This is a genomic window from Acinetobacter sp. RRD8, from assembly GCF_031844225.1.
Lineage (GTDB): Bacteria > Pseudomonadota > Gammaproteobacteria > Pseudomonadales > Moraxellaceae > Acinetobacter.
This window is the reverse complement of the sequence record NZ_JAUZUU010000001.1, coordinates 321,414-348,176: the sequence shown is the minus strand read 5'-3', so window position 1 is coordinate 348,176 and position 26,763 is coordinate 321,414. Positions and strand designations below refer to the sequence as shown.

The 26,763-nt window shown below is 43.1% G+C and carries 24 protein-coding genes; 15 read left to right on the top strand and 9 right to left on the bottom strand.

All coding sequences use genetic code 11. The features are described 5' to 3' along the window. The first annotated feature begins 98 nt into the window (after positions 1-98). The 9 genes from Q9R24_RS01725 (at position 99) to Q9R24_RS01685 (ending at position 8,115) form a co-directional block, all read left to right on the top strand. Positions 99-1,280 carry a S1C family serine protease gene (locus Q9R24_RS01725; RefSeq protein ID WP_148334389.1) on the top strand — a complete coding sequence of 394 codons (1,182 nt, stop codon included), beginning with the start codon at positions 99-101 and terminating at the stop codon, positions 1,278-1,280. Positions 1,281-1,417: 137 nt separating this feature from the next. Then, positions 1,418-1,675 carry a hypothetical protein gene (locus Q9R24_RS01720; protein WP_311203585.1) on the top strand — a complete coding sequence of 86 codons (258 nt, stop codon included), beginning with the start codon at positions 1,418-1,420 and terminating at the stop codon, positions 1,673-1,675. 80 nt (positions 1,676-1,755) lie between these two features. After that, entirely contained in the window at positions 1,756-2,547 is a 792-nt protein-coding gene (rutD, locus tag Q9R24_RS01715) for a pyrimidine utilization protein D (RefSeq protein WP_311203584.1), read from the top strand. A gap of 348 nt (positions 2,548-2,895) precedes the next feature. Further along, positions 2,896-4,002, top strand: coding sequence for a pyrimidine utilization protein A (gene rutA / locus Q9R24_RS01710; RefSeq protein WP_311203583.1), 1,107 nt, complete (start codon positions 2,896-2,898; stop codon positions 4,000-4,002). Further along, positions 3,999-4,760 (top strand): pyrimidine utilization protein B, encoded by a 762-nt coding sequence (gene rutB / locus Q9R24_RS01705; RefSeq protein ID WP_311203582.1) that lies wholly within the window; start codon positions 3,999-4,001, stop codon positions 4,758-4,760. Before rutA ends, rutB begins: the two co-directional genes overlap by 4 nt. Before the next feature lie 33 nt (positions 4,761-4,793). Next, on the top strand, positions 4,794-5,174 hold the full coding sequence (gene rutC, locus Q9R24_RS01700) for a pyrimidine utilization protein C (protein ID WP_253173297.1): 381 nt from the start codon (positions 4,794-4,796) through the stop codon (positions 5,172-5,174). 172 nt (positions 5,175-5,346) lie between these two features. Continuing rightward, a complete protein-coding gene (gene rutF / locus Q9R24_RS01695) occupies positions 5,347-5,835 on the top strand; it encodes an NADH-dependent FMN reductase RutF (protein WP_404976555.1) in 489 nt (162 codons plus the stop codon). A 33-nt stretch (positions 5,836-5,868) separates the two neighbouring features. Further along, positions 5,869-7,224, top strand: coding sequence for a pyrimidine utilization transport protein G (gene rutG, locus Q9R24_RS01690; RefSeq protein ID WP_311203581.1), 1,356 nt, complete (start codon positions 5,869-5,871; stop codon positions 7,222-7,224). Between the two features lie 51 nt (positions 7,225-7,275). Continuing rightward, entirely contained in the window at positions 7,276-8,115 is an 840-nt protein-coding gene (locus tag Q9R24_RS01685; RefSeq protein WP_404976554.1) for an NAD(P)-dependent oxidoreductase, read from the top strand. Positions 8,116-8,318: 203 nt separating this feature from the next. On the opposite strand, the gene Q9R24_RS01680 is transcribed toward Q9R24_RS01685, so the two are convergent. From Q9R24_RS01680 to lipA, 3 genes are all read right to left on the bottom strand, one after another. Continuing rightward, the gene (locus Q9R24_RS01680) at positions 8,319-8,705 is read right to left on the bottom strand and encodes a carboxymuconolactone decarboxylase family protein (RefSeq protein ID WP_253173300.1); all 387 of its coding nucleotides are present in this window, start codon (positions 8,703-8,705) and stop codon (positions 8,319-8,321) included. Between the two features lie 167 nt (positions 8,706-8,872). Next, positions 8,873-11,377: an acyl-CoA dehydrogenase gene (locus Q9R24_RS01675; protein ID WP_311203579.1), complete on the bottom strand. Its 2,505-nt coding sequence runs from the start codon at positions 11,375-11,377 to the stop codon at positions 8,873-8,875. A 353-nt stretch (positions 11,378-11,730) separates the two neighbouring features. Beyond that, positions 11,731-12,744: a lipoyl synthase gene (lipA, locus tag Q9R24_RS01670; protein WP_005246834.1), complete on the bottom strand. Its 1,014-nt coding sequence runs from the start codon at positions 12,742-12,744 to the stop codon at positions 11,731-11,733. A gap of 213 nt (positions 12,745-12,957) precedes the next feature. On the opposite strand from lipA, the gene sthA reads away from it, so the two are divergent. Next, positions 12,958-14,373: a Si-specific NAD(P)(+) transhydrogenase gene (sthA, locus tag Q9R24_RS01665; protein WP_004646501.1), complete on the top strand. Its 1,416-nt coding sequence runs from the start codon at positions 12,958-12,960 to the stop codon at positions 14,371-14,373. Between the two features lie 95 nt (positions 14,374-14,468). Here sthA and Q9R24_RS01660 read toward each other — a convergent pair whose 3' ends face one another. The 5 genes from Q9R24_RS01660 to Q9R24_RS01640 form a co-directional block, all read right to left on the bottom strand. Then, positions 14,469-14,798 carry a four-helix bundle copper-binding protein gene (locus Q9R24_RS01660; RefSeq protein ID WP_311203578.1) on the bottom strand — a complete coding sequence of 110 codons (330 nt, stop codon included), beginning with the start codon at positions 14,796-14,798 and terminating at the stop codon, positions 14,469-14,471. Between the two features lie 273 nt (positions 14,799-15,071). Continuing rightward, on the bottom strand, positions 15,072-16,037 hold the full coding sequence (locus Q9R24_RS01655; RefSeq protein WP_311203577.1) for a TauD/TfdA family dioxygenase: 966 nt from the start codon (positions 16,035-16,037) through the stop codon (positions 15,072-15,074). A gap of 178 nt (positions 16,038-16,215) precedes the next feature. After that, positions 16,216-16,350, bottom strand: a complete 135-nt coding sequence (locus tag Q9R24_RS01650) for a hypothetical protein (RefSeq protein ID WP_311203576.1) — start codon at positions 16,348-16,350, stop codon at positions 16,216-16,218. Continuing rightward, positions 16,343-17,557 carry an MFS transporter gene (locus tag Q9R24_RS01645; protein ID WP_311203575.1) on the bottom strand — a complete coding sequence of 405 codons (1,215 nt, stop codon included), beginning with the start codon at positions 17,555-17,557 and terminating at the stop codon, positions 16,343-16,345. Before Q9R24_RS01645 ends, Q9R24_RS01650 begins: the two co-directional genes overlap by 8 nt. Positions 17,558-17,712: 155 nt before the next feature. After that, positions 17,713-18,807: an OmpW family outer membrane protein gene (locus tag Q9R24_RS01640; RefSeq protein WP_311203574.1), complete on the bottom strand. Its 1,095-nt coding sequence runs from the start codon at positions 18,805-18,807 to the stop codon at positions 17,713-17,715. A gap of 450 nt (positions 18,808-19,257) precedes the next feature. Here Q9R24_RS01640 and Q9R24_RS01635 point away from each other — a divergent pair, with 450 nt between their 5' ends. Next, a complete protein-coding gene (locus tag Q9R24_RS01635; RefSeq protein ID WP_004646507.1) occupies positions 19,258-19,437 on the top strand; it encodes a hypothetical protein in 180 nt (59 codons plus the stop codon). A gap of 288 nt (positions 19,438-19,725) precedes the next feature. Here the strand turns inward: Q9R24_RS01635 and Q9R24_RS01630 are convergent, their stop codons facing one another. Continuing rightward, positions 19,726-20,514, bottom strand: coding sequence for a hypothetical protein (locus Q9R24_RS01630; protein ID WP_311203573.1), 789 nt, complete (start codon positions 20,512-20,514; stop codon positions 19,726-19,728). 365 nt (positions 20,515-20,879) lie between these two features. Between Q9R24_RS01630 and uvrB the strand changes: the two genes are divergently transcribed. The 4 genes from uvrB to Q9R24_RS01610 all read left to right on the top strand — a co-directional run bounded on the left by uvrB (position 20,880) and on the right by Q9R24_RS01610 (position 26,610). Further along, a complete protein-coding gene (gene uvrB / locus Q9R24_RS01625; protein WP_311203572.1) occupies positions 20,880-22,901 on the top strand; it encodes an excinuclease ABC subunit UvrB in 2,022 nt (673 codons plus the stop codon). Between the two features lie 144 nt (positions 22,902-23,045). Beyond that, positions 23,046-23,633, top strand: a complete 588-nt coding sequence (locus Q9R24_RS01620) for a lipocalin family protein (protein ID WP_311203571.1) — start codon at positions 23,046-23,048, stop codon at positions 23,631-23,633. Positions 23,634-23,795: 162 nt separating this feature from the next. Continuing rightward, positions 23,796-24,734, top strand: coding sequence for an EamA family transporter RarD (rarD, locus tag Q9R24_RS01615; protein ID WP_311203570.1), 939 nt, complete (start codon positions 23,796-23,798; stop codon positions 24,732-24,734). Positions 24,735-24,843: 109 nt separating this feature from the next. Next, on the top strand, positions 24,844-26,610 hold the full coding sequence (locus tag Q9R24_RS01610) for a hypothetical protein (RefSeq protein WP_311203569.1): 1,767 nt from the start codon (positions 24,844-24,846) through the stop codon (positions 26,608-26,610). Positions 26,611-26,763 lie beyond the last annotated feature (153 nt).

Sequence of the window (26,763 nt, the reverse complement as noted above, 5' to 3'; positions counted from 1 at the left end):
TCTGTGGAATTTTTTGTGTTTAGTTATGTATTTCGCATTACAATAGGACACAAATTACTTAGTCATCAACGAATTAAAATATTTTAGAGGATAGCAACGTGCGCCGCACCTTTACATGGTTACCCTGGGTGTTACTGATTTTAGTCATTATCGGTTTTTTGGGGTGGCAACAACTACAAAAACCAAAGGCACCAGTTGCGCCAGATGGTGTCAAAATGCCTGCTGAAAAAGTAGAGCCGTTGATTGATACGTCGCGATCAGGAGGCGTGGTCTCCTATAGTGCTGCTGTAAAAGTGGCAGCACCCGCTGTCGTGAATATTTTTACTACCCAAAAAGTCAAGCAACAGGCGCATCCTTTACTGACCGATCCGGTATTTCGTGAATTCTTTGGCGATCAGTTGCCTGACCAGTATGGACAAAGCCCGAATGAAAACAGTTTAGGTTCGGGTGTAATTGTACGTCCAGACGGTTATATCCTGACCAATAACCACGTGATTGCACAGGCCGATCAGATTGTAGTGGCTTTGCAGGATGGACGTCGTGCTGAAGCCAAGGTGGTCGGAACTGATCCGGATACCGATCTGGCTGTGATCAAGATTGAACTGACGCAATTGCCAGTTTTGCCATTTAAACTCAGTGGCAATGAAGTCGGTGATGTGGTTCTGGCCATTGGTAATCCTTTTGGTGTTGGGCAAACCGTGACGCAGGGGATTATCTCGGCAACGGGCCGTTCAGACTTGGGTATTAATACCTATGAAGACTTTGTGCAGACTGATGCTGCAATTAACCCGGGTAACTCGGGTGGTGCGCTGATTGATGTCGCCGGTAATTTAATTGGTGTGAATACTGCAATCTTCTCGCAGTCTGGTGGTTCGCTGGGGATTGGTTTTGCCATTCCGGCCAAAATCTGTCAGCAGGTGATGAATGCCATTTTGAAAGATGGCCGTGTGGTTCGTGGCTGGTTAGGGATCAGCTTATTACCTGCAGAGCGTGATGATGTTCTGCAACCTAAAGAAAAAGGCGTAACGGTCGCAGAAGTACTCCCAGATGGACCTGCTGCCAAAGCGGGAATCCAGCGTGGTGATAAAATTATGAAAGTAAATGAGGAAGAGATTAGTTCCGCCTCACATCTGATTAATTTTGTGGCTTTGCAAAAGCCAAACAGTACCATTCAGATTGAAATTGAGCGGGCAGGGAAAACCATGATGCTAGAAGTTGTGGTGACTGAACGTAAGGCACAAGACAGTGCTTCACAATATATTCCTCTACCAGGCCAGTAAGTTTGATCAAAAAAAATCCCTCATCATGAGGGATTTTTTTATGCAATTATTTCAGCTTGTTCTGATACAAAAGTGAAATATTAAGCGCTTTATAAATCATTTAGCTTAATGAAATAACATTAAAAGAGAAAATAAAAATGACTTTTATGACGGCAGATCAGGCCAAAATTTTATCCAATGTTGCTAACCTGGATATTGAAATGTACAAGCCCCGTCTGGCACAACTAATTGAAGATAATGCTCGGCAAGGCAATACAGCGGTACTGACAGTTTTTCCTAAACATCTACCACTGGAAGAAATTCACCATCTTTCAGCGGAGTTGACAGAGCTGGGCTATATCGTGCGCTTTGAGGTAGAGGAGTTCTATTACAGGTTCAATGTGTACTGGCTATAATTTTAACAATTGTTCAAAAATAATCCTGTTCAGGCATATATTTTGCTGTATTCATCTCATATTTAAACTATGAGAATTTTATGTCTTTATCTATTCATCCCGCAGTACAGGCCGATGCGCCTTATGTAGTGCTTTCCTCTGGGCTAGGTGGACACGCCAGTTTCTGGCATCCACAAATTGAGGCTTTGCAGCAACATTTTCATGTGGTGGCCTATGATCAGGAAGGTTGTCATTCGGATTCTGAACTGTTGCCAACGCCTTATTCCGTAGATCATATGGCCCGGCAGATTCTGGATTTATTGATCAATCAGGATATCCGTGAATTTCATTTTATTGGTCATGCATTGGGTGGGCATATCGGCATGCAGCTTGCGACTTATCAGGTTGATAAAGCGTTTAAGTTATTCAGCCTGACTATGTTGAATGCCTGGGGAGAACTGGATTCACATACCCAAAAATGTTTTCAGGCAAGGACTTCTTTATTGCTGAATAGCGGGGCAGAAGCCTATGTTCGGGCCCAAGCTTTATTTTTATATCCACCATACTGGATCTCAACACATATTGACCCATTAACCGAAGCAGAAAATAAGCAGCTCCTTGACTTTCCACCGATTCAAAATGTCTTGGCACGTATACAGGCAGTACAAGCTTTTCAACTAGAAGAAGTGCATCGGCAGGCACTCAAAAATGTTCCTGTACATCTGATTGCCAATCGGGATGACTTTCTGGTGCCATATCAATGTTCACAAAAATTGCAGCAGTTATTGCCACATAGCCGGTTTAACCTGCTCGAAACGGGAGCACATGCTTCTACGGTGACTGAAACTGCCCTGATTAACCAAAACATACTGCATTTTTTAAAATCAGCCTGATATTTTCAGCCAATAAATCTGTTTATTTAAGTCAGACTCTGGGTCTGACTTTTTATTTTTTCTAATCAATCATTTTTGTAGCATCAGCATGGTTTTTACTTCGAATTGATGCATGAACTGCAAATGCACAAATCGCTACGAGTGCACTTGAATGAAACAGTATGTTCAAAATTGACTCATAGGTAAAAATAGATATTTTACTAAAAATTCAAAAAATAAAATATTAAGTGTTTGATATTTATAAATTAAATATAGTTGGCACACGCTTTGCAATGTTTATCTTGTAAATAAAATTCCCGAAGTGGAATCAGAATTTTGAATAAGTGTTAAAAATAATGAGGTGTGAAAATGAAAATAGGTGTCTTCTGTCCAATCGGAAATAATGGCTGGTTACTCTCTGAAAATGCACCGCAGTACATGCCGACTTTTGAGTTAAACAAACAAATCGTACAGCGTGCTGAGCACTATGGTTTCGATTTCGCACTTTCCATGATCAAGCTGCGTGGCTTTGGTGGCAGGACTGAATTCTGGGAACATAACCTGGAAACGTTCACCCTGATGGCAGGTCTTGCTGCTGTCACCAGCAAAATTAAAATTTTCGCAACTGCTGCAACTCTGGTGATGCCACCTGCAATTGTCGCGCGAATGGCATCAACCATTGATTCGATTTCAAATGGCCGTTTTGGTTTGAATGTGGTGACCGGCTGGCAGCCACCTGAATATACCCAAATGGGCATGTGGCCAGGCAATGACTATTTTGGTAAACGCTATGAATATCTGTCTGAATATGTACAAATTCTGCGTGAACTTTGGGCTACTGGTAAATCCGACTTTAAGGGCGAACATTTCCAGATGGAAGACTGCCGTGTCAGCCCACGTCCACAAGCGGATATGAAAATTATCTGTGCAGGTCAGTCTGATGCAGGTTTAGAGTTTTCTGCACAATATGCCGACTATAACTTCGTATTTGGTAAAGGCCTGAATACTCCAACAGCTTATGCAGAAATTAATAACCGCCTGAAAGAAAAAACGGACGTGACTGGCCGTGATGTACAGACTTATGTGCTGTTTATGGTGATTGCAGCCGAAACTGATGAAGAAGCTCAAGCCAAATGGCAGCACTATAACGATGGTGCCGACATGGAAGCGATTAACTGGCTGATGAATCAGGGCGGTAAAGATACCACTTCGGGCACAGATACCAATATCCGTCAAATGGCTTCTAGCGTATCTCCAGTCAATATCAATATGGGCACCTTGGTAGGCTCTTATGAAAATGTGGCACGAATGTTGGATGAAATTGGCGAGATCAAGGGTACTGAAGGCGTACTATTAACTTTTAATGATTTTATTCAAGGGGTTGAAGATTTTGGTCAAAAAATCCAGCCCCTGATGAAATGCCGTGAGCATATTGTCATTGAAGGTGCAGAACCAGTTTTGGAGAAAAGCGCATGAGTGAATCAGTGGTAACAGCCGGTTTTACTGAAAAACTCGGCACAGGGAAAACACTTAAAGCGGAACCCGAAGCGATTTGTCTTGTACCAGAACAGACAGCCCTGATTGTGATTGATATGCAGAATGCCTATACCTCTCAGGGCGGCTATCTGGATCTGGCGGGCTTTGATGTCTCAAAGACCAAGCCGGTGGTTGAAAATATTAAAAAGGCTGTTGATGCTGCACATGCAGCCGGTATTCAGGTGATTTATTTCAAAAATGGCTGGGATGCCGAATATAAGGAAGCGGGTGGTACAGATTCTCCAAATTTCCATAAATCCAATGCCTTAAAGACCATGCGTAAACATCCTGAATTACAGGGACAGTTACTGGCCAAAGGTAGTTGGGATTTTGAACTGATTGATGAGTTAAAGCCATTGCCACAAGACTTGGTGATCGAAAAACCTCGCTATAGCGGTTTCTTTAATACCGCACTGGACAGCATGTTGCGTGTCCGTGGCATTCGCAATCTGGTTTTTGTCGGAATTGCCACCAATGTCTGCGTGGAATCGACCCTGCGTGATGGTTTCTTTCTGGAATATTTCGGCGTGGCGCTGGCGGATGCTTGCCATCAGGCCGGTCCAGTCGAAGCCCACGAAGCCAGTTTGTACAACATCAAGACCTTCTTTGGCTGGGTGTCCGATACTGCAAATTTTGTCGAAACCTTTCAAAAAGAAAGTGAATCACTTGAAGAAACTAAATTGGCTGAAAGTGCCTAAAGAATTAAAGATCAAGATTAAGGAAAAAACAGTATGCCTAAAGAAGTCATTATTCCAGCAGGAACTTCAAAACCGTTAGCGCCGTTTGTACCGGCAACCAAGGCAGACAATATTGTCTATGTGTCAGGCACATTGGCCTTTGATGAAAATAATAACATCGTGCATGTCGGCGATGCAGCAGCACAGACTCGTCATATTCTGGAAACCATCAAGCGCGTCATTGAAGAAGCCGGTGGCAGCATGGACGATGTGACTTTCAATCATGTATTTGTCAAAGATTGGGCAGATTATGCAGCGATTAATGCCGTTTATGCAGAGTATTTCCCGGGAGATAAACCGGCACGATATTGCGTACAGACGGGTTTGGTCAAACCTCATGCGCTGGTCGAAATCGCCTCGATTGCCCATGTATAAGTCGAACCACCTGATTCAATCTCATCTATATCAGCCCTAAGTCTGTCACTGAAAACTGACTTGGGGCGGGGGGAACAGCATGAATGCCAAACTTTCTAAAATCATCGATGACGTAGTTGCAGAGAATAATGCATCAAATAAGGTTTTAAAGACTGAAACCGCAGCTGAAGTATTGACCCAGGTCGATCAGCAGATTTTCCGTCAGGGCATGTCTAATCTGGGCGCTGCAGTGAATGTGATTACCACACACGGCACGGCGGGACAGGCAGGATTTACGGCATCAGCGGTCTGTAGTGTGACTGATACGCCACCGACTTTGCTGGTCTGTCTGAACCGTTCAGCTTCGGTTTATGAAACTTTCAAGAATAATCAGGTGTTGTGTGTGAATACCTTAGCCTCACATCAGCAGCATCTATCCAATCTGTTCGGTGGAAAAACACCGATGGCAGAGCGTTTCAGTCAGGGGAACTGGAAAACGTTGGTGACCCAGTCACCTGTACTTGAGGATGCCTTAGTCAGTTTCGACTGCGAGGTGGTCCAATGTTTATCCGTAGGCAGTCATGACGTGCTGTTCTGTGAGGTGAAAGCCATGTGCCAGAGTCAAGGCAATGCGCTGATGTACTTCAACCGTTCTTACTGTGAGCCACACAAAATGTGCTAATTCAATTCAATCCTAATCAAGGAGGGGAAGCCGATGCAAGAAAAAGAAACGTGGTTTCCAAAATTTAAGCCTTACCAAGGCAATCTCGATACCACACCCGTGCAAACAGATGAATATCTGCCTGCTGGAAAAAGTATTATTCTCGGGTTGCAGCATGTGTTTGCCATGTTTGGCGCAACCGTGCTGGCACCCTTATTAATGGGGTTTGATCCCAATCTCACGATTTTCATTACCGGGATTGGGACCATTTTATTTTTCCTGATCACGGGCGGTCGATTGCCTAGTTATCTGGGATCCAGCTTTGCCTTTATTGGTGCGGTCGTCGCAGTTACAGGTTATTCCGGAGTTGGTGCGAATCCTAATATCGGACTGGCGCTTGGCGGTACCATTGCTTGCGGTATTGTCTATGCCTTGATTGGGTTGCTGGTCATGAAAACCGGTACTGCATGGATTGAAAAGCTAATGCCACCGGTAGTCACGGGCGTCATCGTGATGATTATCGGCTTGAATCTGGCACCTGTCGCGATCAAAAGTGTTTCAGCCAACCAATTTGATTCCTGGATGGCATTGGTCACCATTATCTGTATCAGTGTGATTGCCGTGTTTACCCGTGGGATGGTACGCCGTCTGCTACTGTTACTGGGCTTATTGTCTTCCTACCTGATTTATTTCCTTTTCACCAATGTGATGGGCTTCGGACCTGCGATTGACTTCAGCAAAGTCGGTGAAGCGGCATGGTTTGGTTTGCCGAATTTCCAGAGTCCAGTCTTTGAAATGAATGCGATGCTGATGATTGCACCGGTGGCCATTATTCTGGTCGCAGAAAATCTTGGGCATTTTAAAGCGGTATCCGCGATGACTGGTAAAAATCTGTCACCGTATATGGGCCGCGGTTTCTTTGCAGATGGGGTTTGTACTTCATTATCCGCTTCTGTCGGCGGTACCGGCATGACCACTTATGCTGAAAATATCGGTGTGATGGCAGTGACCAAAGTGTATGCAACCACCGTGTTTATCTTTGCCGGGATCTTCGCCATTTTGCTGGGACTTTCACCTAAATTTGGTGCGGTGATCAGTACCATTCCAGTAGCTTTATTGGGTGGCGCATCGATTGTGGTCTTCGGGTTGATTACTGTGGCGGGTGCCAAAATCTGGGTGGATAACCATGTTGATTTTACCAAGAACAGTACCCTGATTATTGGTGCGGTGTGTCTGATTATGGGGACAGGTAATTATAGCTTGCAGATTGGTGGTTTCGATTTGGGTGGTATCGGTACTGCGACTTTGGCTGCGATTTTGTTGAACCTGTTCCTAAATCGTGGTGAAGATAAAGAATTGCCTGAACCTGCATCGACCGCAACAGAAGTTGAGGTTAAGCCAGTCGCTTAATATAAGGAGTATTTTTTGAGTCATACAGTTGCATTTTTAGGACTTGGGGCAATGGGCTGGCATATGGCCTCCCATTTGCCAAAACTCGGACATCCGGTTTGGGTCTGGAACCGGACTGAACAGAAAGCGCTAGATCATGCTCAATCTTTCAGGACTCAGGCAGTGGGTATTGAACAGGCGGTTCAGGCAGATTTTATTTTTTCTTGCTTGCCGACCAGTCAGGATGTAGAGAAGCTAATTGCTGCACATCCACCTAAACCGGGTGCAATCTGGATTGACTGTACCAGTGGTGTACCAGAATCGGCCCAAAAACTGGCAAATCGATTGGAGCAACAGGGAAGCTATTACCTGGATGCTCCGGTATCTGGTCAGACTGTTGGGGCAGAAAAAGGCACTTTAACCGTGATGATGGGAGGAAGTGAATCTGCCTTTACGCAAGCCAAACCGGTCATTGCTGCTTTTGCTGGGTTGATTGAATATGTGGGAGAAAGTGGTTCCGGTTTTGCAGTGAAAGCCATTAACAATACTTTGATGGCTACGCATTTATGGGCGCTGGCTGAAGGCTTAACTGTACTGAAAGGGCAGGGAGTTGACTTAAGCAGTGCGTTGAACTGTATTAATCATTCCAGTGGTAAAAGCAGCATGTCAGAAAATATCATGGCACAGCGGGTTTTAAGCCGTGAGTTTCATAAAACCTTTGCGCTGGATTTATTGCAGAAAGATATTGGTATTGCTTTGGAACTAGTGCAACAGCAGCAACTGGATTTATCAGTGATGTCATTGGTGCAACAACAGTTCCAGCAGATTGCCAAGCCACAGGCCAGCCAGTTGGATTTCTCCGCTGCGGTGCAAGGCTTAGAACAACGTACACAGATTGAATTAAGGGGTTAGAGTCTTTCTTATAAATTGCTATTCATAGAAAAACCATTATTTTGAATTAAATCCATAACGACAGATTTTATTATCAAAAATATGAAAAGCCGAGAATTTAATAACTCTCGGCTTTTCATATTGATTATTAATTTAAATAGCTTAAGCTAATGTTAAACCTTCCTAGGCTTCAGAAATTTACAGTCTATATTCATCTTTTAATTCTACTGATTCGTTTCATATTCCTGAATGACTTCAAGCGCGGCACGAAAGGCTTCCTGGGTTGCCGGTGCACCGCAGTAAGGCAGGCTATGCAACAACACTTCCTGAATTTCCTCAACCGTTGCGCCGTTATTTAGGGCACCTCGCACATGACCTTTTAGTTCAGTGGGACTTTTTTGCGCGGTTAGAAATGCAATGGTAATTAAAGAACGATATTTACGCGGTAAAATACCTTCACGTTGCCAGGTCGAACCCCAGGCATGTTCATTAATCCAGTCCTGTAATGGCTGGGTAAAAGGCACGGTATTTTCCTGAGCACGCTGCACAAAGCTTTCCCCCATTACTTCAGTACGGACTTTCAAGCCATTTTCATAATCTTGTTGTGACATTGTCTACCCTCAATTTTCTTATAGGGCTAGCTTAGTACTTTTCATCCGAAATACCATCGTGCAATAGTCGTAAAAAAATGGCTGAAAAGCCACTTGTAAAGCTTCCAGAGTAAAGCAATAAAATGACTTTACTCTGGAATTTATGACACCTTAAATTCAAGTTTTATTTAAGGTGATACTGAGTGTGAAGGATCAGTTTGCACTGAAGTATCCGTTCCTTTGGCATCTTCCTTGATGAGATACGGATTCTCAAGCTCTAATACCTCATTCAAATGCAGATCGAATATATCGGTCAACATGCTGTCATAACGGCGCGCATTGTAGTGCAGTAATTTTTCTGCTTCCTGATCATTAATAAAACCATGTAGCTGTGCATCTGCCACATGCTCTGCAAAGCTTAAACCCTTGAACTGGTCTTTATTCTCTGCTTTTTTAAAGCGATCCCACAGCTGTTCAATGTCCAGCAACATGGTGAAAGTAGATTCCATACGGCCGGTGACATCATGTTCATGAGTATTGTAATAGACATGTTTTTTCAAGACCTGGCGGAAAGCATTGTCTTCCATCATACTGTTCGCTACCTGCTGTTTCAGCTGGTCTGATGGTTTCTGTACCGGACGGCCAAATGGGAAGCATAACAGTTTGACCATGCCTGCTGCTGCACCTGATGGAAAGTTGGCAAACAGGTCAAAAAAAGCTTCTTGCGCTGTATATAGAGATTTTTCTAATGCAAGCTGTGCATGTAAACGCTCATCTTCAGTCTTTTTGCTATGCTCAAAAAATTTGAGAATTGAGGAAGCAATAAACAGATGTGCATGAATATCGGCCAGACGACCCGAAAGCATTTCCTTACGTTTGATATCCCCTGCGAGTAATCCTAGACACATATCCGCAGTTAAAGCAAAGTTGGCACTCAGCCGGTTAATGATCTTGTAATAAGGACGGGTAAAGTCAACAGCACTTTGCGGCGCAGCATTGGAGCCACCTGTAAAGGCATAGGCAAAGGAGCGAGCAGTCCGGTTAAAGGTGTAACCCAAATGCTTAAACAGCAAGTTATCAAAAGGATTTAGAGCCGCTGCCGGATCTTCTGCTTGTAAGAGCTGTAATTCTTCATAAAGATAAGGATGGCAACGCATTGAACCCTGACCGAAAATCATCAGGGAACGACTAAGAATATTGGCGCCTTCAACCGTAATGGAGACTGGAATTGCCTGATAATAAGGCGCCAGAAAGTTACGCGGGCCCATTTGAATGGCGCGGCCACCGACCACATCCATACCGTGATTGACCACTTTACGCATGCCTTCTGTCGCGTAATATTTGGCAATCGCCGTCATTACTGCAGGTTTACCGCCCTGATTCAGACCACAGGTGACCAGATAACGGAAGGCTTCCAGCATATAGGTGTCACTGGCGATTTCACTATTGGCTTCCTGTACCCCCTCAAACTTACCGACTGAAATTTTGAATTGCTGACGGATACGAGAGAAAGCCCCCACATTTAAATAAGTCATTTCTGCTGTAGACGTAGACAGCGCTGGTAGGGAAATGCCACGACCAACTGCCAGACATTCCATCAGCATGCGCCATCCTTTACCGGCATTTTTGACGCCACCAATAATCCAGTCCAATGGAATAAAGACATCTTTACCTTCCACTGTTCCATTCATGAATGGCGGGCCAGGATTATGCCGTGGTCCCACTATTACGCCTTCGTGACTGGCAGGAAGTAGGGCACAGGTAATCCCATATTCAGTTTGCTCACTCAGAAGATGATCAGGGTCATACATCTTAAAGGCCAGACCCACCACTGTCGCAATCGGTGCCAAGGTAATCCAACGTTTAGAAAAATTCATTCTCAAGCCCAGTACTTCCTGACCTTCAAACTGGCCATAGCAAACCACACCCGTATCAGGAATCGCACCAGCATCTGAACCTGCTTCTGGACTGGTCAAACCGAAACAGGGAATTTCTTCACCGCGCGCCAGACCCGGCAGATAACGGTCTTTCTGTTCTTCGGTACCGTAATGCAGCAACAGCTCACCCGGTCCGAGCGAATTCGGCACCATACAACTCACGGCTGTGGTCAGAGAACGCGAAGCAATCTTGCTCATCACCCGACTTTGGGCAAAGGAGCTAAAGGCACGACCGCCGTATTCTTTGGGAATAATCAGGCCTAAGAAACCATGCTCCTTGATATATTGCCAGACATGATCAGGCAGTGCTTTTTGCTCATGAATTTCCCATTCATCCAGCATGCTGCATAAGGTCTCAACTTCATTGTCCAGAAAAGCCTGTTCTTCTAGCGATAATTTGGGATAGGGATAACTATTAAAGGTTTCCCAATTCGGTGCACCCATAAACAGCTCTTTTTCCCACCAACTGGTCCCGGAATCTAATGCTTCGCGTTCTGTCGGACTAATGCTCGGCATAGCATTGGCCAGTGCTTTATAGGCCGGTTTGGAAATAAACGACATACGTAAAGGGTCGATCATCACCACAAGGCTAATCAGGATCAGCGGAATGCCGAGAATAAGTGACCATGGGCTAATAAAGGCACACACCACTGACATCACTATCAGCGCGACTGCACCCACACTACGCGAGAGCTGAAAATAGAAAACAGCCCATAAACTGAGTAATAGCAGTAGTACAGCAAATATAAATAGCATTGTTATAGTTCTCCAGATTTATACAACGCTGCCTGTGCCAGGATCTCATAGAATTTTTGTCACAGTTCATTCATTTTTTTGTCGCTTGAGGATCGAACAGGTTCAGCATTGCACGTGTGAGAATGATCGTTTTCAAGTCTTGCAACGATATTTTAAAATCTTTCATCTATTTCTGAGATTGTTTGAAAAATGCTCAGTCTTCAAGTGAGAACGCGCAAAGAAATGTGAAGATAAGTAATGACTTAATCTTTGTCTAATAGAGAAAAATCAGCTTAACACTGAGTAAAATTTTAATTATAGATATTAAAAAGCCCTCTACTTGAGAGGGCTTTTATTTCATCTATTTAAACCGATTAAGCTTCAATGGCCTGAACTGCAATTTTCTTGGCAGGGTCAACCTTACGACGCACTGCTGGTACAGGTTCGCCATAGTATTGACGGTCGGCAAAGTAGCTTGAACGAACCATTGGTGCAGCCCAGATATTGCGGAAGCCCAGTTTTTGGCCATGTTCAGTATAACGCTCGAATTCTTCTGGTGTTACGAAGCGGTCAATCGCTGCATGTTCTTTTGAAGGCTGCAAATACTGACCAATCGTCACATAATCTACGCCATGCGCATGCAGATCATCAAGCAGGGCAAGCACTTCTTCTTCAGTTTCACCAATACCGACCATGAGACCACATTTGGTTGGTACGTCCGGGCAGTATTCTTTAAACATTTTCAGCAGATTTAAAGAGTGCTGATAGTCAGAACCTGGACGCATGGCTTTATATAAACGCGGCACGGTTTCAATATTGTGGTTAAACACATCTGGCGGGCATTCAGTCATGATACGCAGCGCGATATCCATACGGCCACGGAAGTCCGGTACCAGAATTTCCAGTAAGGTATTCGGACTTAAGGCGCGTGCTTCTTTAATGCAATCCACAAAATGCTGAGCACCACCATCGAGTAAATCATCACGGTCTACTGAAGTAATCACCGCATATTTTAAACCTAGGTTGGCAATGGTCTCAGCCATATGACGCGGTTCATCTGCATCCAGGGCATTTGGACGGCCATGAGCCACATCACAGAACGGACAGCGACGGGTACAGATATCGCCCATAATCATGAAAGTCGCAGTACCGCCACCAAAACATTCAGGCAGGTTTGGACAGGCGGCTTCTTCGCACACCGTATGTAATTTTTGCTGACGTAGTGTGGTTTTAATGCGTTGAACTTCTTCAGGTGCCGCCATTTTTACCCGGATCCAGTCCGGCTTACGTGGCGTTTCAACCGTAGGAACAACTTTTACAGGAATGCGGGCAACTTTTTCCGCACCGCGAAGTTTGACGCCCTGTTCAGGTTTACGGTTTTCAGACATATTCAACTTTTCCACTGTTTTTGAAGGGGGAGATACTCAAAGATAGCGCAGTTATTATAACGGACTTCGTTCTAAATAGGGCAAAAAGGGGTATTCATTTAAAAAATGTTCTTATCAAGCAATATATGTGAGTTAAATACACCAAATCAACAGGATTTACGTCATAATAAGCAGGTAGATTAAAGTGAATTTTTTAATTTTGAGGAGCGTTGAATGCCACGTAAAAAAGAGGTCGTTAGTGGGACTTTCGTTAAATATGATGCGGTAGTTCTAGGTTCGGGCCCTGCGGGCGAAGGCGCGGCAATGAAACTTGCCAAATCTGGTAAGCGTGTTGCAATCGTTGAGATGCGTGAACAGCTGGGTGGTAACTGTACCCATGTCGGTACGATTCCAAGTAAAGCATTGCGTCAAACAGTATCCAGTATTATCCGTTATCAACGTGATCCACTGTTTCAAAAAGTCGGGGACTGGAAGCAGTTCACCATGAAGCAAGTGTTGCGTCATGCACATAAAGTTATTCAACAACAAGTAGATACACATTCACGTTTCTACGACCGCAATAAAATTGATATTTATCATGGTCGTGCCTACATTCAGGATCAAAATACCATTTTTGTATTTAACCCAGATGGCATTAAAGAAACGCTGATGTTTAAGCAACTGGTCATTGCCAGCGGCTCGCGTCCATATCGTCCAGACATTCTTGATTTTAATCATCCACGTGTATTTGATTCAGACAAAATTCTGGATCTGGACTATTCCATCCAGAAAATCATTATTTATGGTGCAGGTGTAATCGGTTGTGAATATGCCTCGATCTTTATTGGTCTGGGACATAAAGTTGACCTGATCAACACCCAACACAAACTTTTAAGCTATCTGGATGATGAAATCTCTGATGCACTGTCTTATCACTTGCGTGAACAGGGTGTATTGATTCGTCATAATGAACAGATCGACTTTTTAGAAACATTTGATGACCATGTGGTGATGCACACGCAAAGCGGCAAGAAAATCAAAGCCGACGCAATTTTGTGGTGTAATGGCCGTTCAGGTAATACCGATGGTCTAGGTCTTGAAAATGTTGGCCTGAAACCGAACAGCCGTGGTCAATTGACTGTGAATGATCAATATCAGACTGAAGTTGAAAATATCTATGCTGCCGGTGATGTGATTGGTTGGCCTTCGCTAGCCTCTGCTGCTTATGACCAAGGTCGTTGCGCGGGTGCTAATATGAGCGGCGAGAAAGACGTTGCACCGGTAACTGATATTCCAACCGGGATTTATACCATTCCTGAGATTTCTTCGATTGGTAAGACTGAACAGCAGTTGACTGAAGAAAAGATTCCGTATGAAGTCGGTCAGGCATCATTCCGTCATTTGGCACGTGCACAGATTACCGGTGATACTATGGGCGAATTAAAGATTCTATTCCATCGCGAAACACTGGAAGTTTTGGGTGTACATTGCTTCGGTAATAATGCCTCTGAAATTATCCATATTGGTCAAGCAGTCATGAACAGCCCGAACAATACGATCAAGTACTTTGTAGAAACCACGTTTAACTATCCGACCATGGCGGAAGCGTATCGTGTAGCAACGTTAAATGGTATGAATCGTTTATTCTAAGTGAGATATTTGACTTAGACAGAAAAACCGCAAGTCTTCACTTGCGGTTTTTTATTGGAAGTGATTAAGTCAGTCAAGTTGATCAAAGCGAATTTTTAAGCAGCCATTTTCCGGCATTCTTCAGCACAGCGGCGGCATGCTTCGGCACATTGCTGACAATGTTCATGTTGGTGCTTGCCACATTCTTCTGCACAGTAGTCACATGCTTTGGCGCAAAGTTCACATATCTCATGCATGAATGGAGACTGCTTTTGTTCCATACGGGCACACAGCTGACAAATATCTGCACAATCCAGACAGCGCTGGATACAATCCCGCATCATCTCCAGATCTTCTTCTTTAAGACAGGCACTGGCACAGTTGGCACATGCCAGGGAACAGTTCATACAGGTTTGAACACAATCTGAAAATTGAAGCTGATTCATTGTCGTTTCCTCTTTCCATAGGTTTATTGCTGATTTTCTAATACGCTAAGCAGAAAAAGGAAAATACACCAGACAGATTAAGTGAGAAAAAGTAAACAGCTACTTTGTTTTGTTAAAGATTGACTGGATCAAAGCTAATATTCAAAGTTAATTTTTTGCTTGAAAATAAAAAACCATTGAGCCGGTGAAAGTCTCAATGGTACAGGATTTACATGTGTGTCATTATTATCGAAGGTTGTAATGACCTTTCTTGTTATTGTGTTTTTCTCATTTCTAAAATGGACGGCTACCCGCCAGACTGATGCGTTTTAATAAACGGCGCTGATCAGCCGGGAATGGATGACGGGAGTGCAAAGTCACCTGATTATCCCAGAACACGATATCGCCAATTTCCCAGTGATGTTCATAAGCGAATTCAGGTTTCGAAATATGCTCACGTAATTTGGCGATCAGTTGACTGCCAGCCTGATCATCATAATTGACCAGCTCGACTTCGGTATGGGTGTTTAGCCAAAGCGCTTTACGGCCGGATTCAGGATGAGTGCGCACCAGTGGATGTGGATAAGCATGGCTTAAAATCGGTTGATCTTTAAAACGATACAATGGGCTTGAACCATAACCTTGATCATCAGTCTGATCTCTGGTTTTTTGACGGCGCACGAAAGGGTTGTAAGTAATCAGTTGTAGCTGATCGATCTCTACCTTGGTTGCTTCATCGAGTGCATCATAGGCTTTAATGGTGTTGATCCAGCTGGTCTGTCCGCCGTCCTGAGGCAGTTCAATTGCATACAGAAGGGAGCCAAAAGAGGGTAATGGTGTCCATTGATGATCGGCATGTGGAGTGAGTTCACCATGCCCAGTGTAATCTCCCTGACCGACGGCATTGGACACCGGCACGACATCGGGTGGAATGCCGCTATCCGACTGCGCAGCCAGTACCGGTGTATCTGCACCTGGGCGGAAAATGGAACCGAAATAAGTTGAAAACGCCAAGTATTGTAAATCATCCAGACTTTGCTGCTTAAAGATCAAAATCAGATGCTCGGCCAGCGCCTGTTTTAACTTTAAAATGGTTTTGGATGATTGGACTTTACGGGCATCCAAGCCATAGACCACTGCACCTAAGGCCTGACCGGTTTGCGGTACAATCTTGATTTCATCCGGATGTTGAAATTGATCTTGCTGATGCCAGCGTGGAGCATCATGAATCGCTTGTGAAAGTTGGGTTAAGCTGGTCATTATCAAGTCTCAGAATTTTCTTGTTGATGAGAATCTAAGAAAATTCCGGACTGAAATAAAATCAAAAGAAATGATAAGTTTATGAATAATATTATATTTTTATTATTCAATTGATTTTAAAACATTTAACTTATTCTGCGATGGATTGCGCATTTTCTGCTGAGGATATTTCAGCAGTTTAGTGTGCACAGAAAGCCTGATTAAAATATTCAAACAACTGAGGGGTTTGAAACCACAGTCCAATCGACAAAGTGAGTAAAAGTAGGATTGCCACAGCAATCGAGAGTTTGAGTTTCAGTAGAGAATCAGTCATGGACGATTTGCTCCTCATTGACCCAGAAATGCACCAGTACGCCAAAAATGCTGAGGACAATTGATAGCATCCACACCGCATTATAATTGCCGCTCAAATCATGGTTGACTCCACCGAGCCAGCCACCGAAAAACGAGCCAACCTGATGGGTGAAAAATACAATACCACTGAGCATGGTCAGATATTTCACCCCGAACATATTGGCCACAATGCCATTGGTCAGCGGAACGGTCGATAACCAGAGTAATCCCATAATGACACCAAAGGTATAGACTGTCCATGTGCTGAGAGGCAGCATGAGAAAGGCAATAATCGCAATTCCACGCAGGGCATATAATCCCATTAGCAGATGCGGTTTGGAATATTTTCCACCGAGCCAGCCGGCCGTATAGGTGCCTACCACATTAAACAGACCCACTAAGGCTAAGAAAATCGTACCGGTTGTGGCATTAAAGCCATGATCAATTAGATAGCCTGGTAGGTGGATACCAATAAAAACGACCTGAAAACCACAAACAAAAAAGCCCATGGCCAGAAACCAGAAGGGTTTATGATTTTTCACCACCACCAGAATCTGTTTAAAACTGAGTGAGACTTTATTGGGGGTAGAGGCTGCATTGGGATGAACATACATCGGTGCTTTCAGCATCCAGGCCAATGGCACAATCAGGGCAATCAGAATGGCACTGACTACTAACGCTGCTGACCAGCCAACATTCTGTAATAGCAACAGGGTCGAAGGCAGCATGATAAACTGACCAAAAGACCCGGCCGCACTGGCAATTCCCATCGCCAAACTGCGCTTTTCTGGTGGGGCAGCACGCCCGACCGCAGATAATAAGACCGGAAATGAGGTGGCAGACAGGGCTAGACCTAAAATTAAACCGACACTCAGATTAAGCAATAATCCGGTCGAGCTGACTGCCATCAAGAGTAGACCGATTGCATATAAGGCGCCGCCTACAGCCACCACAATCTTGCTGCCATATTTATCGGCAAATGCCCCGGTGATCGGCTGCACTGCACCCCAGATCAGGTTTTGCATGGCAATGGCCAGACTAAAAATATTATGACCCCAGCCAAACTCTTCGCTCATCGGTACCAGATACAGACCAAAGGCATGACGTACACCCAGTGACAGTGCCAAAATTATGGCGGAGCCAATCAGCATAAAAATAAGAGCTTTGGAAAATTGACTGTCAGCCATACGTCATTCATGCCTATAAAGTTGATATGTATAGTATTCGATTCAAGCAATAGAGGCGATTAAATAAATATTGATCAAAAGATAAATTTTTTTTATCAATATTTTAAGCCTAAAAAAACGGCCGAAGCCGTTTAATCAAATATCGGGTTTCAAACTTAGAAACGCATCCCGATCCCAGCATAGGCCAGAATCGGATTGACTTCAATATCGGCTTTAGAGCGAATCAGCTCACCTAGATTTGCATCTGTCACTGTAATTGTCGTGTCATTTTTTAGATGTGCATAAGATACTGAACCGACTGCAAACCAGGTGTCATTAAAGTCATAGCTAAAGCCGACCGTGGCCACAGGCGCGAAAGCATCGGATGCTTCCAGATCAACTTTCGGGTTGGCTGAACTTGGCGTGCCATCCAGAGAAGCACCAGCTTTTCCTTCCTTGATATTGGCAATCATATGTCCGGCAGCAATCAGGTCTTGCTCGGTACGTGAGTTAATTTCCAGTTCATTGAAATAGGCATACATCACACCTAAGCCGACATAAGGCCGGAATTTATTGATCCCTGTTTTACCAAAGTGATACTGGAATTCAAAGGCAGGTGTCCAGGCGCGGGCAGAGGCGGCCGGCCCATAAGCTTCCAGATCAGTAATGAGAATATCATTTTTTAATTCAATGCCGGGTAAATCAATTCCACCTGGAATTTGTGGAATCAAATCAAGACTTGGAGTCGCAAGCGCAGAGAAAGGAGCATAAATTTTACCACTGCCTTGCAAGTCTACTTTAGGTGGAATGCCGGCTTTCATTTCAAAAGAAATATTATCGGTAAAATAGTAATTGGTCATGATGCCTAAAGTGGTGACATCATCCGCTTCCAGGCCAGTACCAGGATTATTCCAGCTTTCCAGTCCATAAATTTCAGCTCGCCCACTTAACTCTGCAGGCAGTGTTTCTGTACCAAGTCGATCCAGAATATTAACAAAAACAGAGGAAAGATTTGGGTCCATGTCTGGATCAAGATTATTTTTCACAGAGTCAATTGAGATATCACCTACTTGTGATGTTTCGCCTTCTTTAACAGCAGTATTCACTTTAAAGGGCTGGGCCTTGCCTTGCGGCATCACATGCAATGCACCGACTGATACCGAGAAACGCTTAAAGCCATCTCCATCTTGCAAGCTAAAATAAGGGGAATCTGCATGCGCGACCATAGGTAAAGTGGCTAGGCCTGCCATACATGCCAGCAATGTTTTCATTGATTTGGAACTCCATGTCCAGTGTGTTTATTCGTTTTTCTAGTTAACTAATTATGTGAATTACATTAAAAAATTCAGTTATAGAACAACAGGCCAAAAGTCAATCGATGGTTAATATTGGTAATTTCTGTATATTTTTTGTTTATATCTCTTGAGTTTTAAGAAATGTATAGTGTGTAAAAATCATTATTTTTATCTGACTAGCTTAAGTATAAAAATGAAGGAAATTTACTCTTGAGAGCGTTAAAATTTCAATCCTATGAATTTTTATCATGGAAGATATAGAGGAGAGTTTAGGTAAATTTTAGGCTGCATTGATTCAAGCATTTATCATCATGGGATGATTTTTTATTTTTCCAAAACAAGAGCATATGAATTTATCCAAGATCCTGCTACCCAGTCGACTGAGTTTTTTTGTACAATAGCTGCATATATTATTGAGTGAATCACATGAGCACCCAAACTCCTCCCAAAAAAAAGCCCCTGGTTAATTTACCTTTTCCGATCAAGCAAGCAGAGCAAAATGCTGCAGAAGAAGTTCTGGAAGATTTAAGACCAAGACCACAGCGTTATGCTGACCGTACCTGGATGCCACCACGTGGCACTCGCCGTTCAATGGGCAAACGCTAATTGATCAGACTCAAAAAGCTATGATAAATCATGGCTTTTTTTATGGAATTTTTTGGGGAGTTAGTGATCAATATTTGATTTAATTTTCGAACAAAAAGAAATTAAAACTCAGATTTATCCAAATTTTTTTCAATTTTATTCTTAATAAAGCAAACGAAATATTTAAGCTCTCTAAATGCCGACCAAAATAAAATCCACACCTGGTTGATTTCATATTCGACATTTTAGCCGCCCAGAAAAAAAAGCCAATTCAAACATTGGCTTTTTTTGAAAGATATTTTGATAGCACTAACGAATGCTTTTACGCGCTTTATTTTCCGGCTTCGGTGGCGCGATTTCTCTCTCGCCTTGCCAGACATCGATAAAATCTTTCTCGTTAATATTATAAAGTTCCAGTAGCGCTAAAATCACGCCTCCAAACAGCATGGCACCTTCTGAATGGCTTTGAAAATCGACCAGCTTGGTATTCAGATTGTGCAGGATATCTTCAATTTCAAAGACACGTTCCCGTCCATTGCTGTCGGTCGGATAGATCTGGGTATTTAAAATAATTCTTGCCAGGCTTTTTTCATTTTCGCTCAAAGGCAGTTCTTCAATCAACTCATCGCTGGCCGGAGTTAAAATCACGGAATCGCGGAATATGGTATGTAAGAAATTTGCGCTTAATTTTGGCAGCGGCTTTTCGACAAAAGGACGGAAAGATTGCGGGAAAATGACATTGCGTGAGATGCCTTTAAACATCGGTGCAATTTCCTCGACCTTATAACCTGCGATCCCACAACCCAAGGAAGTAATAAAATATTTATTTTTAGGATGATTTTTGGTGTAAATCTTGAAGTCATCAATATAGTGCTGGATTTGTGACAGCGGCATTTGTTGCAAATGCTCGTTCATGGTGGGAATGGCATAGCTCTGACCCGCCCAGCCACGACCCACGCCCATGACTGCACCAAAATGCTCAAGTGCCGTTCTGGCTGCTCCACCACCGTGTTGTCCGACCAGGTTGCTGCCAAAAACAAAAACCGTATTTTCCGGAAGGGATTTAACAATACTTTCATCGTGATAGTGGTAAGTCATAATTGTCTATTCTAGGCCATCCTGATCTTCATGTTGCCCGTGAAATGCATAGGGGTCAAGGCATTATTCTGCAGCGCTATTCAAACAGATAAGTCAAAATTCCAACCATGCGCTAGAATATGATGCCGAGTATGCCCAAATAAAGCTGCTGGCTGAAAATGCTTGGTTTGTTCTGTATTTATTCGCTTTGTAACTGTATATTTTATTGATGATTTTTCAAACTAGAGAGTGAGTCAAGCGCTAACAAATAATGAATGCTAATATTGTTTTATTTTACCAAACAGAAACCTAAGCAGGGATTGAGTAATTCCAATTTACCCTCATAATAAATCAGATCTATATCCGCAGCGAAGTCAGCGAAAGCTATGAGTGATAAAAAACCCTTTGAATTAGTGACCAGTTATCAACCAGCAGGTGATCAGCCCCAAGCCATTGCAAAGCTGGTTAAAGGCATTGAACAGGGTTTTCATGACCAGCTTTTACTGGGGGTTACCGGGTCTGGTAAAACCTATACCATGGCCAACGTCATTGCACAGACTCAACGTCCGACCATTGTCATGGCGCATAACAAAACTTTGGCTGCGCAGCTTTACGGCGAATTTAAAGCGTTTTTCCCGAATAATGCTGTCGAATATTTTGTCAGTTATTATGATTATTATCAGCCAGAAGCCTATGTGCCATCTTCAGATACTTTTATCGAGAAAGATGCGGCAATTAATGACCATATTGACCAGATGCGTCTTTCTGCAACCCGTTCACTCTTAGAGCGACGTGATGCGATTATTGTCGCATCGGTGTCTGCCATTTATGGTTTGGGTGATCCGAATGCCTATATGAGCATGTTGCTGCATGTGGTGGAAGGTGACCGCATTGGCCGTGATGATATTATTCGCCGTCTGGTCGAGATGCAGTATTCACGTAACGAACTGGAATTCCTGCGCGGTACTTATCGTATTCGTGGTGAAATTATTGATATTTTTCCGGCTGAATCCGATCAGGATGCGATCCGGATTGAACTGTTTGATGATGAAGTTGACTCTATCCGCTGGTTTGATCCCCTGACAGGGAAAATGGTTCGTAAAGTACTTCGTGTGACCATTTATCCTAAAAGCCACTATGTTACGCCGAAAGACAATTTATCCCGTGCGATTGAAACCATCCGAGACGAACTTAAAGAGCGACTGGTGTTCTTCCGTGAAAATGACAAACTGCTGGAAGCCCAGCGTATCGAGCAGCGCACACGCTATGATCTGGAAATGATGCAGCAATTGGGTTATACCAACGGCATTGAAAACTATTCTCGGCATTTGTCGGGCCGTCCTGCGGGTGAAGCGCCGCCGACCTTGTTCGATTATATTCCGGATGATGCCTTGCTGATTATTGATGAGTCGCATGTGACGGTGCCGCAGATTGGTGCCATGTATAAAGGTGACCGTTCGCGTAAGGAAAATCTGGTGAATTACGGATTCCGTTTGCCTAGCGCGCTGGATAACCGTCCAATGAAATTTGAGGAATGGGAACGTATTGTGCCGACGACTGTTTATGTCAGCGCAACGCCCGCACGTTATGAGCTGGAAAAATCCCAGCAGATTGTCGAACAGGTGGTACGTCCGACTGGTCTGATCGATCCGGAAATTGAAATTCGTCCAGTTCTGACGCAGGTCGATGATGTGCTTTCAGAAATTAATCTACGTAAAGACATTAATGAGCGGGTGCTGGTTACGACCTTGACTAAGCGCATGGCTGAAGACTTAACCTCTTATTTGAAAGAATACGGGATTAAGGTCGCTTATTTACACTCGGATATCGATACGGTTGAGCGGGTCAAAATCATTCATGAACTGCGTACCGGGGTGCATGATGTACTGGTCGGGATCAACCTGCTGCGTGAAGGGCTGGATATGCCGGAAGTGTCACTGGTCGCTATTCTGGATGCGGATAAAGAAGGTTTCCTGCGTTCCGAGCGCTCTCTCATTCAGACCATTGGCCGTGCTGCGCGTAACCTGAAAGGTAAGGCGATTTTGTATGCTGATCGCATTACTGATTCGATGCAGAAAGCCATTGATGAGACGGATCGTCGTCGTGCCAAGCAGATTCAGTTTAATGAAGAACATGGCATTACGCCGCGCAGTGCAGTGCGTCAGGTGATCAAGGAAATTGATACTGGTGAAGTATTGGATGATGATTCAATTGAATTGAAAGTCTCGGATCAGGCACGTGCGATCAGTGCCGATGAGCGGCATATCATGGCAGATCCAAAAATGTTTGCGAAACACATTAACAAGCTTGAAAAGGAAATGCTGAAAGCGTCAAAAGAGCTTCAGTTTGAGCAGGCTGCGCGTATGCGTGATGAAATTGTGCGTTTAAAAGCCCAGATGTTTGATTGATTTTTGTTGCATTAAATCTTATTTAAATGACGTAAAATCAATCACAAAGAAAACATAATGTAACAAATTTAGGAATTGGATAAAGCTATTGTATGAACAGAAATTTTTAAATAAATATTTTGTGAACATGCAATAGGTATCTTTATGACAACTCAAAAATTTTCACGTACTGGATTAAAGCTGGCAAAAATTGCGGTGGGTAGTGCGGTTCTTCTTGGTTTGGGCGCCGCTACCATGGCTTATGCGAAAGACGAGCCATTACCGACCATTGAGAAAGTTGAACTGGACCGTTATCTGGGAACATGGTACGAAGTAGCACGCAAACCTTTGTATTTTCAAAACAAGTGTGATCGCGATGTCACAGCGACCTATACTTTAAATGAAAATGGCAATATCGTGGTGGATAACCGCTGCATTAAAAAAGATGGTGGACAAACCCAGTCATTGGGCGAGGCATTTGTGCAAAATCCACCGCAAAATACCAAATTAAAAGTCAGTTTCTTGCCGGACTTTATTCGCTGGATTCCGGTCGCTCGTGGCGATTATTGGGTCTTAAAACTGGATGAAAATTATCAAACTGTTTTGGTCGGAGAGCCTAAACGTAAATATATGTGGATACTCTCACGTAATCCACAACTGGATAAAAATGTGGTGAATGAATATTTACAATATGCACAGTCGGTCGGTTATGACCTGAGTGATGTGATTCATACCAAACAAACTCAAAGATAAAAATATCGTCTTAATGGAAACCATGCTACAGCATGGTTTTTTATTTTATGTGTCAAAAGACAATCTAAAATCGAGAGATAGCTACATTTTAAATGGATGAAGTATTAAGCTTTCTATTGTACTAATCGTTATAATGCCGGCGAATGAAATTAGAGTTTAACTATGTATAAAGGCATCGCGTTATCTGTCTTGGCCTCTGTGGTTTTTGGAGTGCTCTATATATTTACGCCCTTTTTACAGCCTTTAGACAGTGAACAGACTTTTGCTTGGCGTATGCTGGCGACTTTACCATTTCTGACTGCATTTATGTGGTGGTCGGGTGATCTGAAACATATTAGCAATATCTTTAAGCGGGTGTTGCAACAGCCTTCATTCTTGATCTGGTTGCTGATCAGTTCACTGTTGTGTACCACGCAATTGTGGTTATTTTTATGGGGGCCTATCAATGGGCGTGGCCTCGAAGTCTCGCTCGGTTATTTTCTCCTGCCTCTGGTGATGGTGCTGGTCGGTTGTGCGCTTTACAAAGAAAAATTGTCATCTTTCCAGATGGTCGCCGTTGCTCTGGCAGTGTTGGGAGTAGGACATGAAATCTGGCGGATCGGTTCAATCGCATGGGAAACGGTCTATGTCGCTTTAGCTTATCCACTTTATTTCTTTATGCGGCGTAAATTCGCGACCGATCATCTTGGTGGATTCTGGTGGGATCTATTTCTGATTTTGCCTGTGGCATTTTATTTGGGCTTTATCTATAGCGATTCTATGTCGCTTATGTTGAGTCATTCTCATTTGATCCTGGCAGTTCTTGGATTGGGCTTTTTAAGTGCGCTCGGTTTAGGTAGCTATATTTTGGCTAGCCGATATTTACCCTTTGTCATCTTTGGGCTGTTGAGTTATCTGGAGCCGGTACTGCTTGCTTTTGCCTCGATGGCACTGGGTGAGCGTGTGGAATCAGGTGAATGGCTGACCTATATTCCAATCTGGTTGGCTGTTTTACTGTTGATTGTGGAAGGAATATTGCATTTAAAACAGCAGCAGCTGAAAAAAAATGAGCTGGCAAATAAAGCTGCACAGCTAGAAAAAATCAGAAAAAATAATGAATAATGTGGTTTGCATAAGCATTATATTCGTCAGACAATATTGACCTGATTATTTTTAAAATCATCTACCATTTTGTTTAAAATAATGTTTTCGATATATTAAGGGGATAAACATGTCACAGATTGCGATTCCATATCAGTTACGTGCACGTTTATCACAACTGGAACCAAGTCTGGATTTAAATTGGGAGCGAGAGCTTCGTACTATTCTGGCAGAAGTTTCACCAGAATTAAAAGAAAGTATTGATTTTCAGATTTTAAAGCCCAAGAAAATTCTTTGGGATCAGGAAATGGATCAATACCGCTATCAGGCTCAACATTCGGTAGAACGTCTTAGCCAAAAATTTCTCAATGACCGGATGCGTTACTATGCTAGTACCTTTGGCTTGTCACTGAAAAGTTTGCAGGGTTTGAATGATAGCTTGCAAATTGCGGACTACTTAGAAAACGTCCTGGAACAAATTGATAAAATTGATGTCAATGAAAACTTTCAGATGCAGCGTGAAAAACTGGAACTGCGTCGTACATTTTTATTAAATGCTGCTGAGATTATTCGTGGTCTCCGCTTACAGCCGGTTGAAGGAGTGCGTCAGCTTACCGAACAGCAAATCAAATGCTTCATTATTGAAGTTTTTATCAAGCAGCAATTGTTGAGTTATTGGTATAAGCCGCTATTAAAAAAACAGACGGCAGAAATGACGCATCCACTTTTCCGTTATTTCCTGATTAAAGAGCAGCAGATTCGTCATTTTGATATTGTCCGTACCTCGCAATTTCTATTTATTGTTGCGCCGGTGATGGATGTGCAGCAAAACCCGTATTCTATTCGTCGTTTCCTGATTGAAGAAAAAGGTGCACTTGAAGATCAGGTCTATCTGAATATCCTGATTCTGGACTTGCAGGATGACATGGATGAAGCGGTGGTAGAAACCCTGAAATCACAGATGCAGCGGATGGTGACTTTACAGAGTCAGATTCATTTGGATGTAATCGACATTGTGCATACACTGGAACAGGTGTCTGAACAGAAGTTATTACCTTTACTGGTTGAGCCCATTCACGTTGTAGAGAAAAATGCCGATGTGGTGGCACAACGTCACCTGAAACAGTTTGAAGAAATTATGACGCGTGAATTGCTTTTGCCGATGCGGGATGCCATTCGTGATCATTTATCGCATATTGAAGAGTTTGATTATCTGTATCTGCATGTCCATAAAATATTTACAGAAATTCTGGCCTATTACCGCGATTTCAAATCCCAGCCGGGTTTTATGTTTAATCAGTACATCCAGAATTTTGAATATAAATTGCTGGCTTTTATCTGTTTACTGGAAAAGCGTAAAGGGGAAACCTTTATTCCTACCTACCGCAATGAATGGCAGGTCATGCATCAGCGTTCACAGCAGGCTGTTCTGGATATTCAAAATACGATTTCTGAAAATGTACAGCAATACCGAGACCTGAAAAAATATATCAATACACTGCAGCGGCAAAAAGCGGATGAAGCGAAAAAGTCCGTATTTAAAAAGTTATGGCGTAAAAATAATTTCGATGAGGCGATTGAAACTGCACTCAACCAATTGCAGCAATTAAAGCGCAGTATGTTCCTGGAAATTATCCAGGTGCCAAGAACACATGAAAACTGTAGCGTATTTCTAGAATTTGAAAGTTTGCAGCATCTACAGCAGGTTGATCGCCACTATGCTTTTCCCTCTGGAGACAATGGTCTGACCCGTTTACCTGTACTGATTCATTTGCCCGAAACTTATGATGATTTCGATGTAGAAAACTTCAATGCCTCCATGAGTCTGGACATGAATTTTTCAGCAGGGAGTAGAATCCAGCCTGAACAGGGTGGCACGCTAAATTTTGAACTTTAGATTTGTTTGAATAAACAACATTTAACAAATTTGTGCTAGGTATTGGAAAATAGTGGTCTTTAGAATTTTTGGATGCAAAATCATTCAGCTAATTACAACTATTTTTGAAATTTATAGTGAATATACGTTAAAAACTACCCGTCTCAACGAGCT

What these genes read in the sequence shown, in the direction of transcription:
- Q9R24_RS01720 (WP_311203585.1), top strand. Translation starts at nt 1,418, where the DNA reads ATGACTTTTATGACGGCAGATCAGGCCAAAATTTTATCCAATGTTGCT.
- rutD (WP_311203584.1), top strand. Translation starts at nt 1,756, where the DNA reads ATGTCTTTATCTATTCATCCCGCAGTACAGGCCGATGCGCCTTATGTA.
- rutA (WP_311203583.1), top strand. Translation starts at nt 2,896, where the DNA reads ATGAAAATAGGTGTCTTCTGTCCAATCGGAAATAATGGCTGGTTACTC.
- rutB (WP_311203582.1), top strand. Translation starts at nt 3,999, where the DNA reads ATGAGTGAATCAGTGGTAACAGCCGGTTTTACTGAAAAACTCGGCACA.
- rutC (WP_253173297.1), top strand. Translation starts at nt 4,794, where the DNA reads ATGCCTAAAGAAGTCATTATTCCAGCAGGAACTTCAAAACCGTTAGCG.
- rutG (WP_311203581.1), top strand. Translation starts at nt 5,869, where the DNA reads ATGCAAGAAAAAGAAACGTGGTTTCCAAAATTTAAGCCTTACCAAGGC.
- Q9R24_RS01685 (WP_404976554.1), top strand. Translation starts at nt 7,276, where the DNA reads ATGGGCTGGCATATGGCCTCCCATTTGCCAAAACTCGGACATCCGGTT.
- Q9R24_RS01680 (WP_253173300.1), bottom strand. Translation starts at nt 8,705, where the DNA reads ATGTCACAACAAGATTATGAAAATGGCTTGAAAGTCCGTACTGAAGTA.
- Q9R24_RS01675 (WP_311203579.1), bottom strand. Translation starts at nt 11,377, where the DNA reads ATGCTATTTATATTTGCTGTACTACTGCTATTACTCAGTTTATGGGCT.
- lipA (WP_005246834.1), bottom strand. Translation starts at nt 12,744, where the DNA reads ATGTCTGAAAACCGTAAACCTGAACAGGGCGTCAAACTTCGCGGTGCG.
- sthA (WP_004646501.1), top strand. Translation starts at nt 12,958, where the DNA reads ATGCCACGTAAAAAAGAGGTCGTTAGTGGGACTTTCGTTAAATATGAT.
- Q9R24_RS01660 (WP_311203578.1), bottom strand. Translation starts at nt 14,798, where the DNA reads ATGAATCAGCTTCAATTTTCAGATTGTGTTCAAACCTGTATGAACTGT.
- Q9R24_RS01655 (WP_311203577.1), bottom strand. Translation starts at nt 16,037, where the DNA reads ATGACCAGCTTAACCCAACTTTCACAAGCGATTCATGATGCTCCACGC.
- Q9R24_RS01650 (WP_311203576.1), bottom strand. Translation starts at nt 16,350, where the DNA reads ATGACTGATTCTCTACTGAAACTCAAACTCTCGATTGCTGTGGCAATC.
- Q9R24_RS01645 (WP_311203575.1), bottom strand. Translation starts at nt 17,557, where the DNA reads ATGGCTGACAGTCAATTTTCCAAAGCTCTTATTTTTATGCTGATTGGC.
- Q9R24_RS01640 (WP_311203574.1), bottom strand. Translation starts at nt 18,807, where the DNA reads ATGAAAACATTGCTGGCATGTATGGCAGGCCTAGCCACTTTACCTATG.
- Q9R24_RS01635 (WP_004646507.1), top strand. Translation starts at nt 19,258, where the DNA reads ATGAGCACCCAAACTCCTCCCAAAAAAAAGCCCCTGGTTAATTTACCT.
- Q9R24_RS01630 (WP_311203573.1), bottom strand. Translation starts at nt 20,514, where the DNA reads ATGACTTACCACTATCACGATGAAAGTATTGTTAAATCCCTTCCGGAA.
- uvrB (WP_311203572.1), top strand. Translation starts at nt 20,880, where the DNA reads ATGAGTGATAAAAAACCCTTTGAATTAGTGACCAGTTATCAACCAGCA.
- Q9R24_RS01620 (WP_311203571.1), top strand. Translation starts at nt 23,046, where the DNA reads ATGACAACTCAAAAATTTTCACGTACTGGATTAAAGCTGGCAAAAATT.
- rarD (WP_311203570.1), top strand. Translation starts at nt 23,796, where the DNA reads ATGTATAAAGGCATCGCGTTATCTGTCTTGGCCTCTGTGGTTTTTGGA.
- Q9R24_RS01610 (WP_311203569.1), top strand. Translation starts at nt 24,844, where the DNA reads ATGTCACAGATTGCGATTCCATATCAGTTACGTGCACGTTTATCACAA.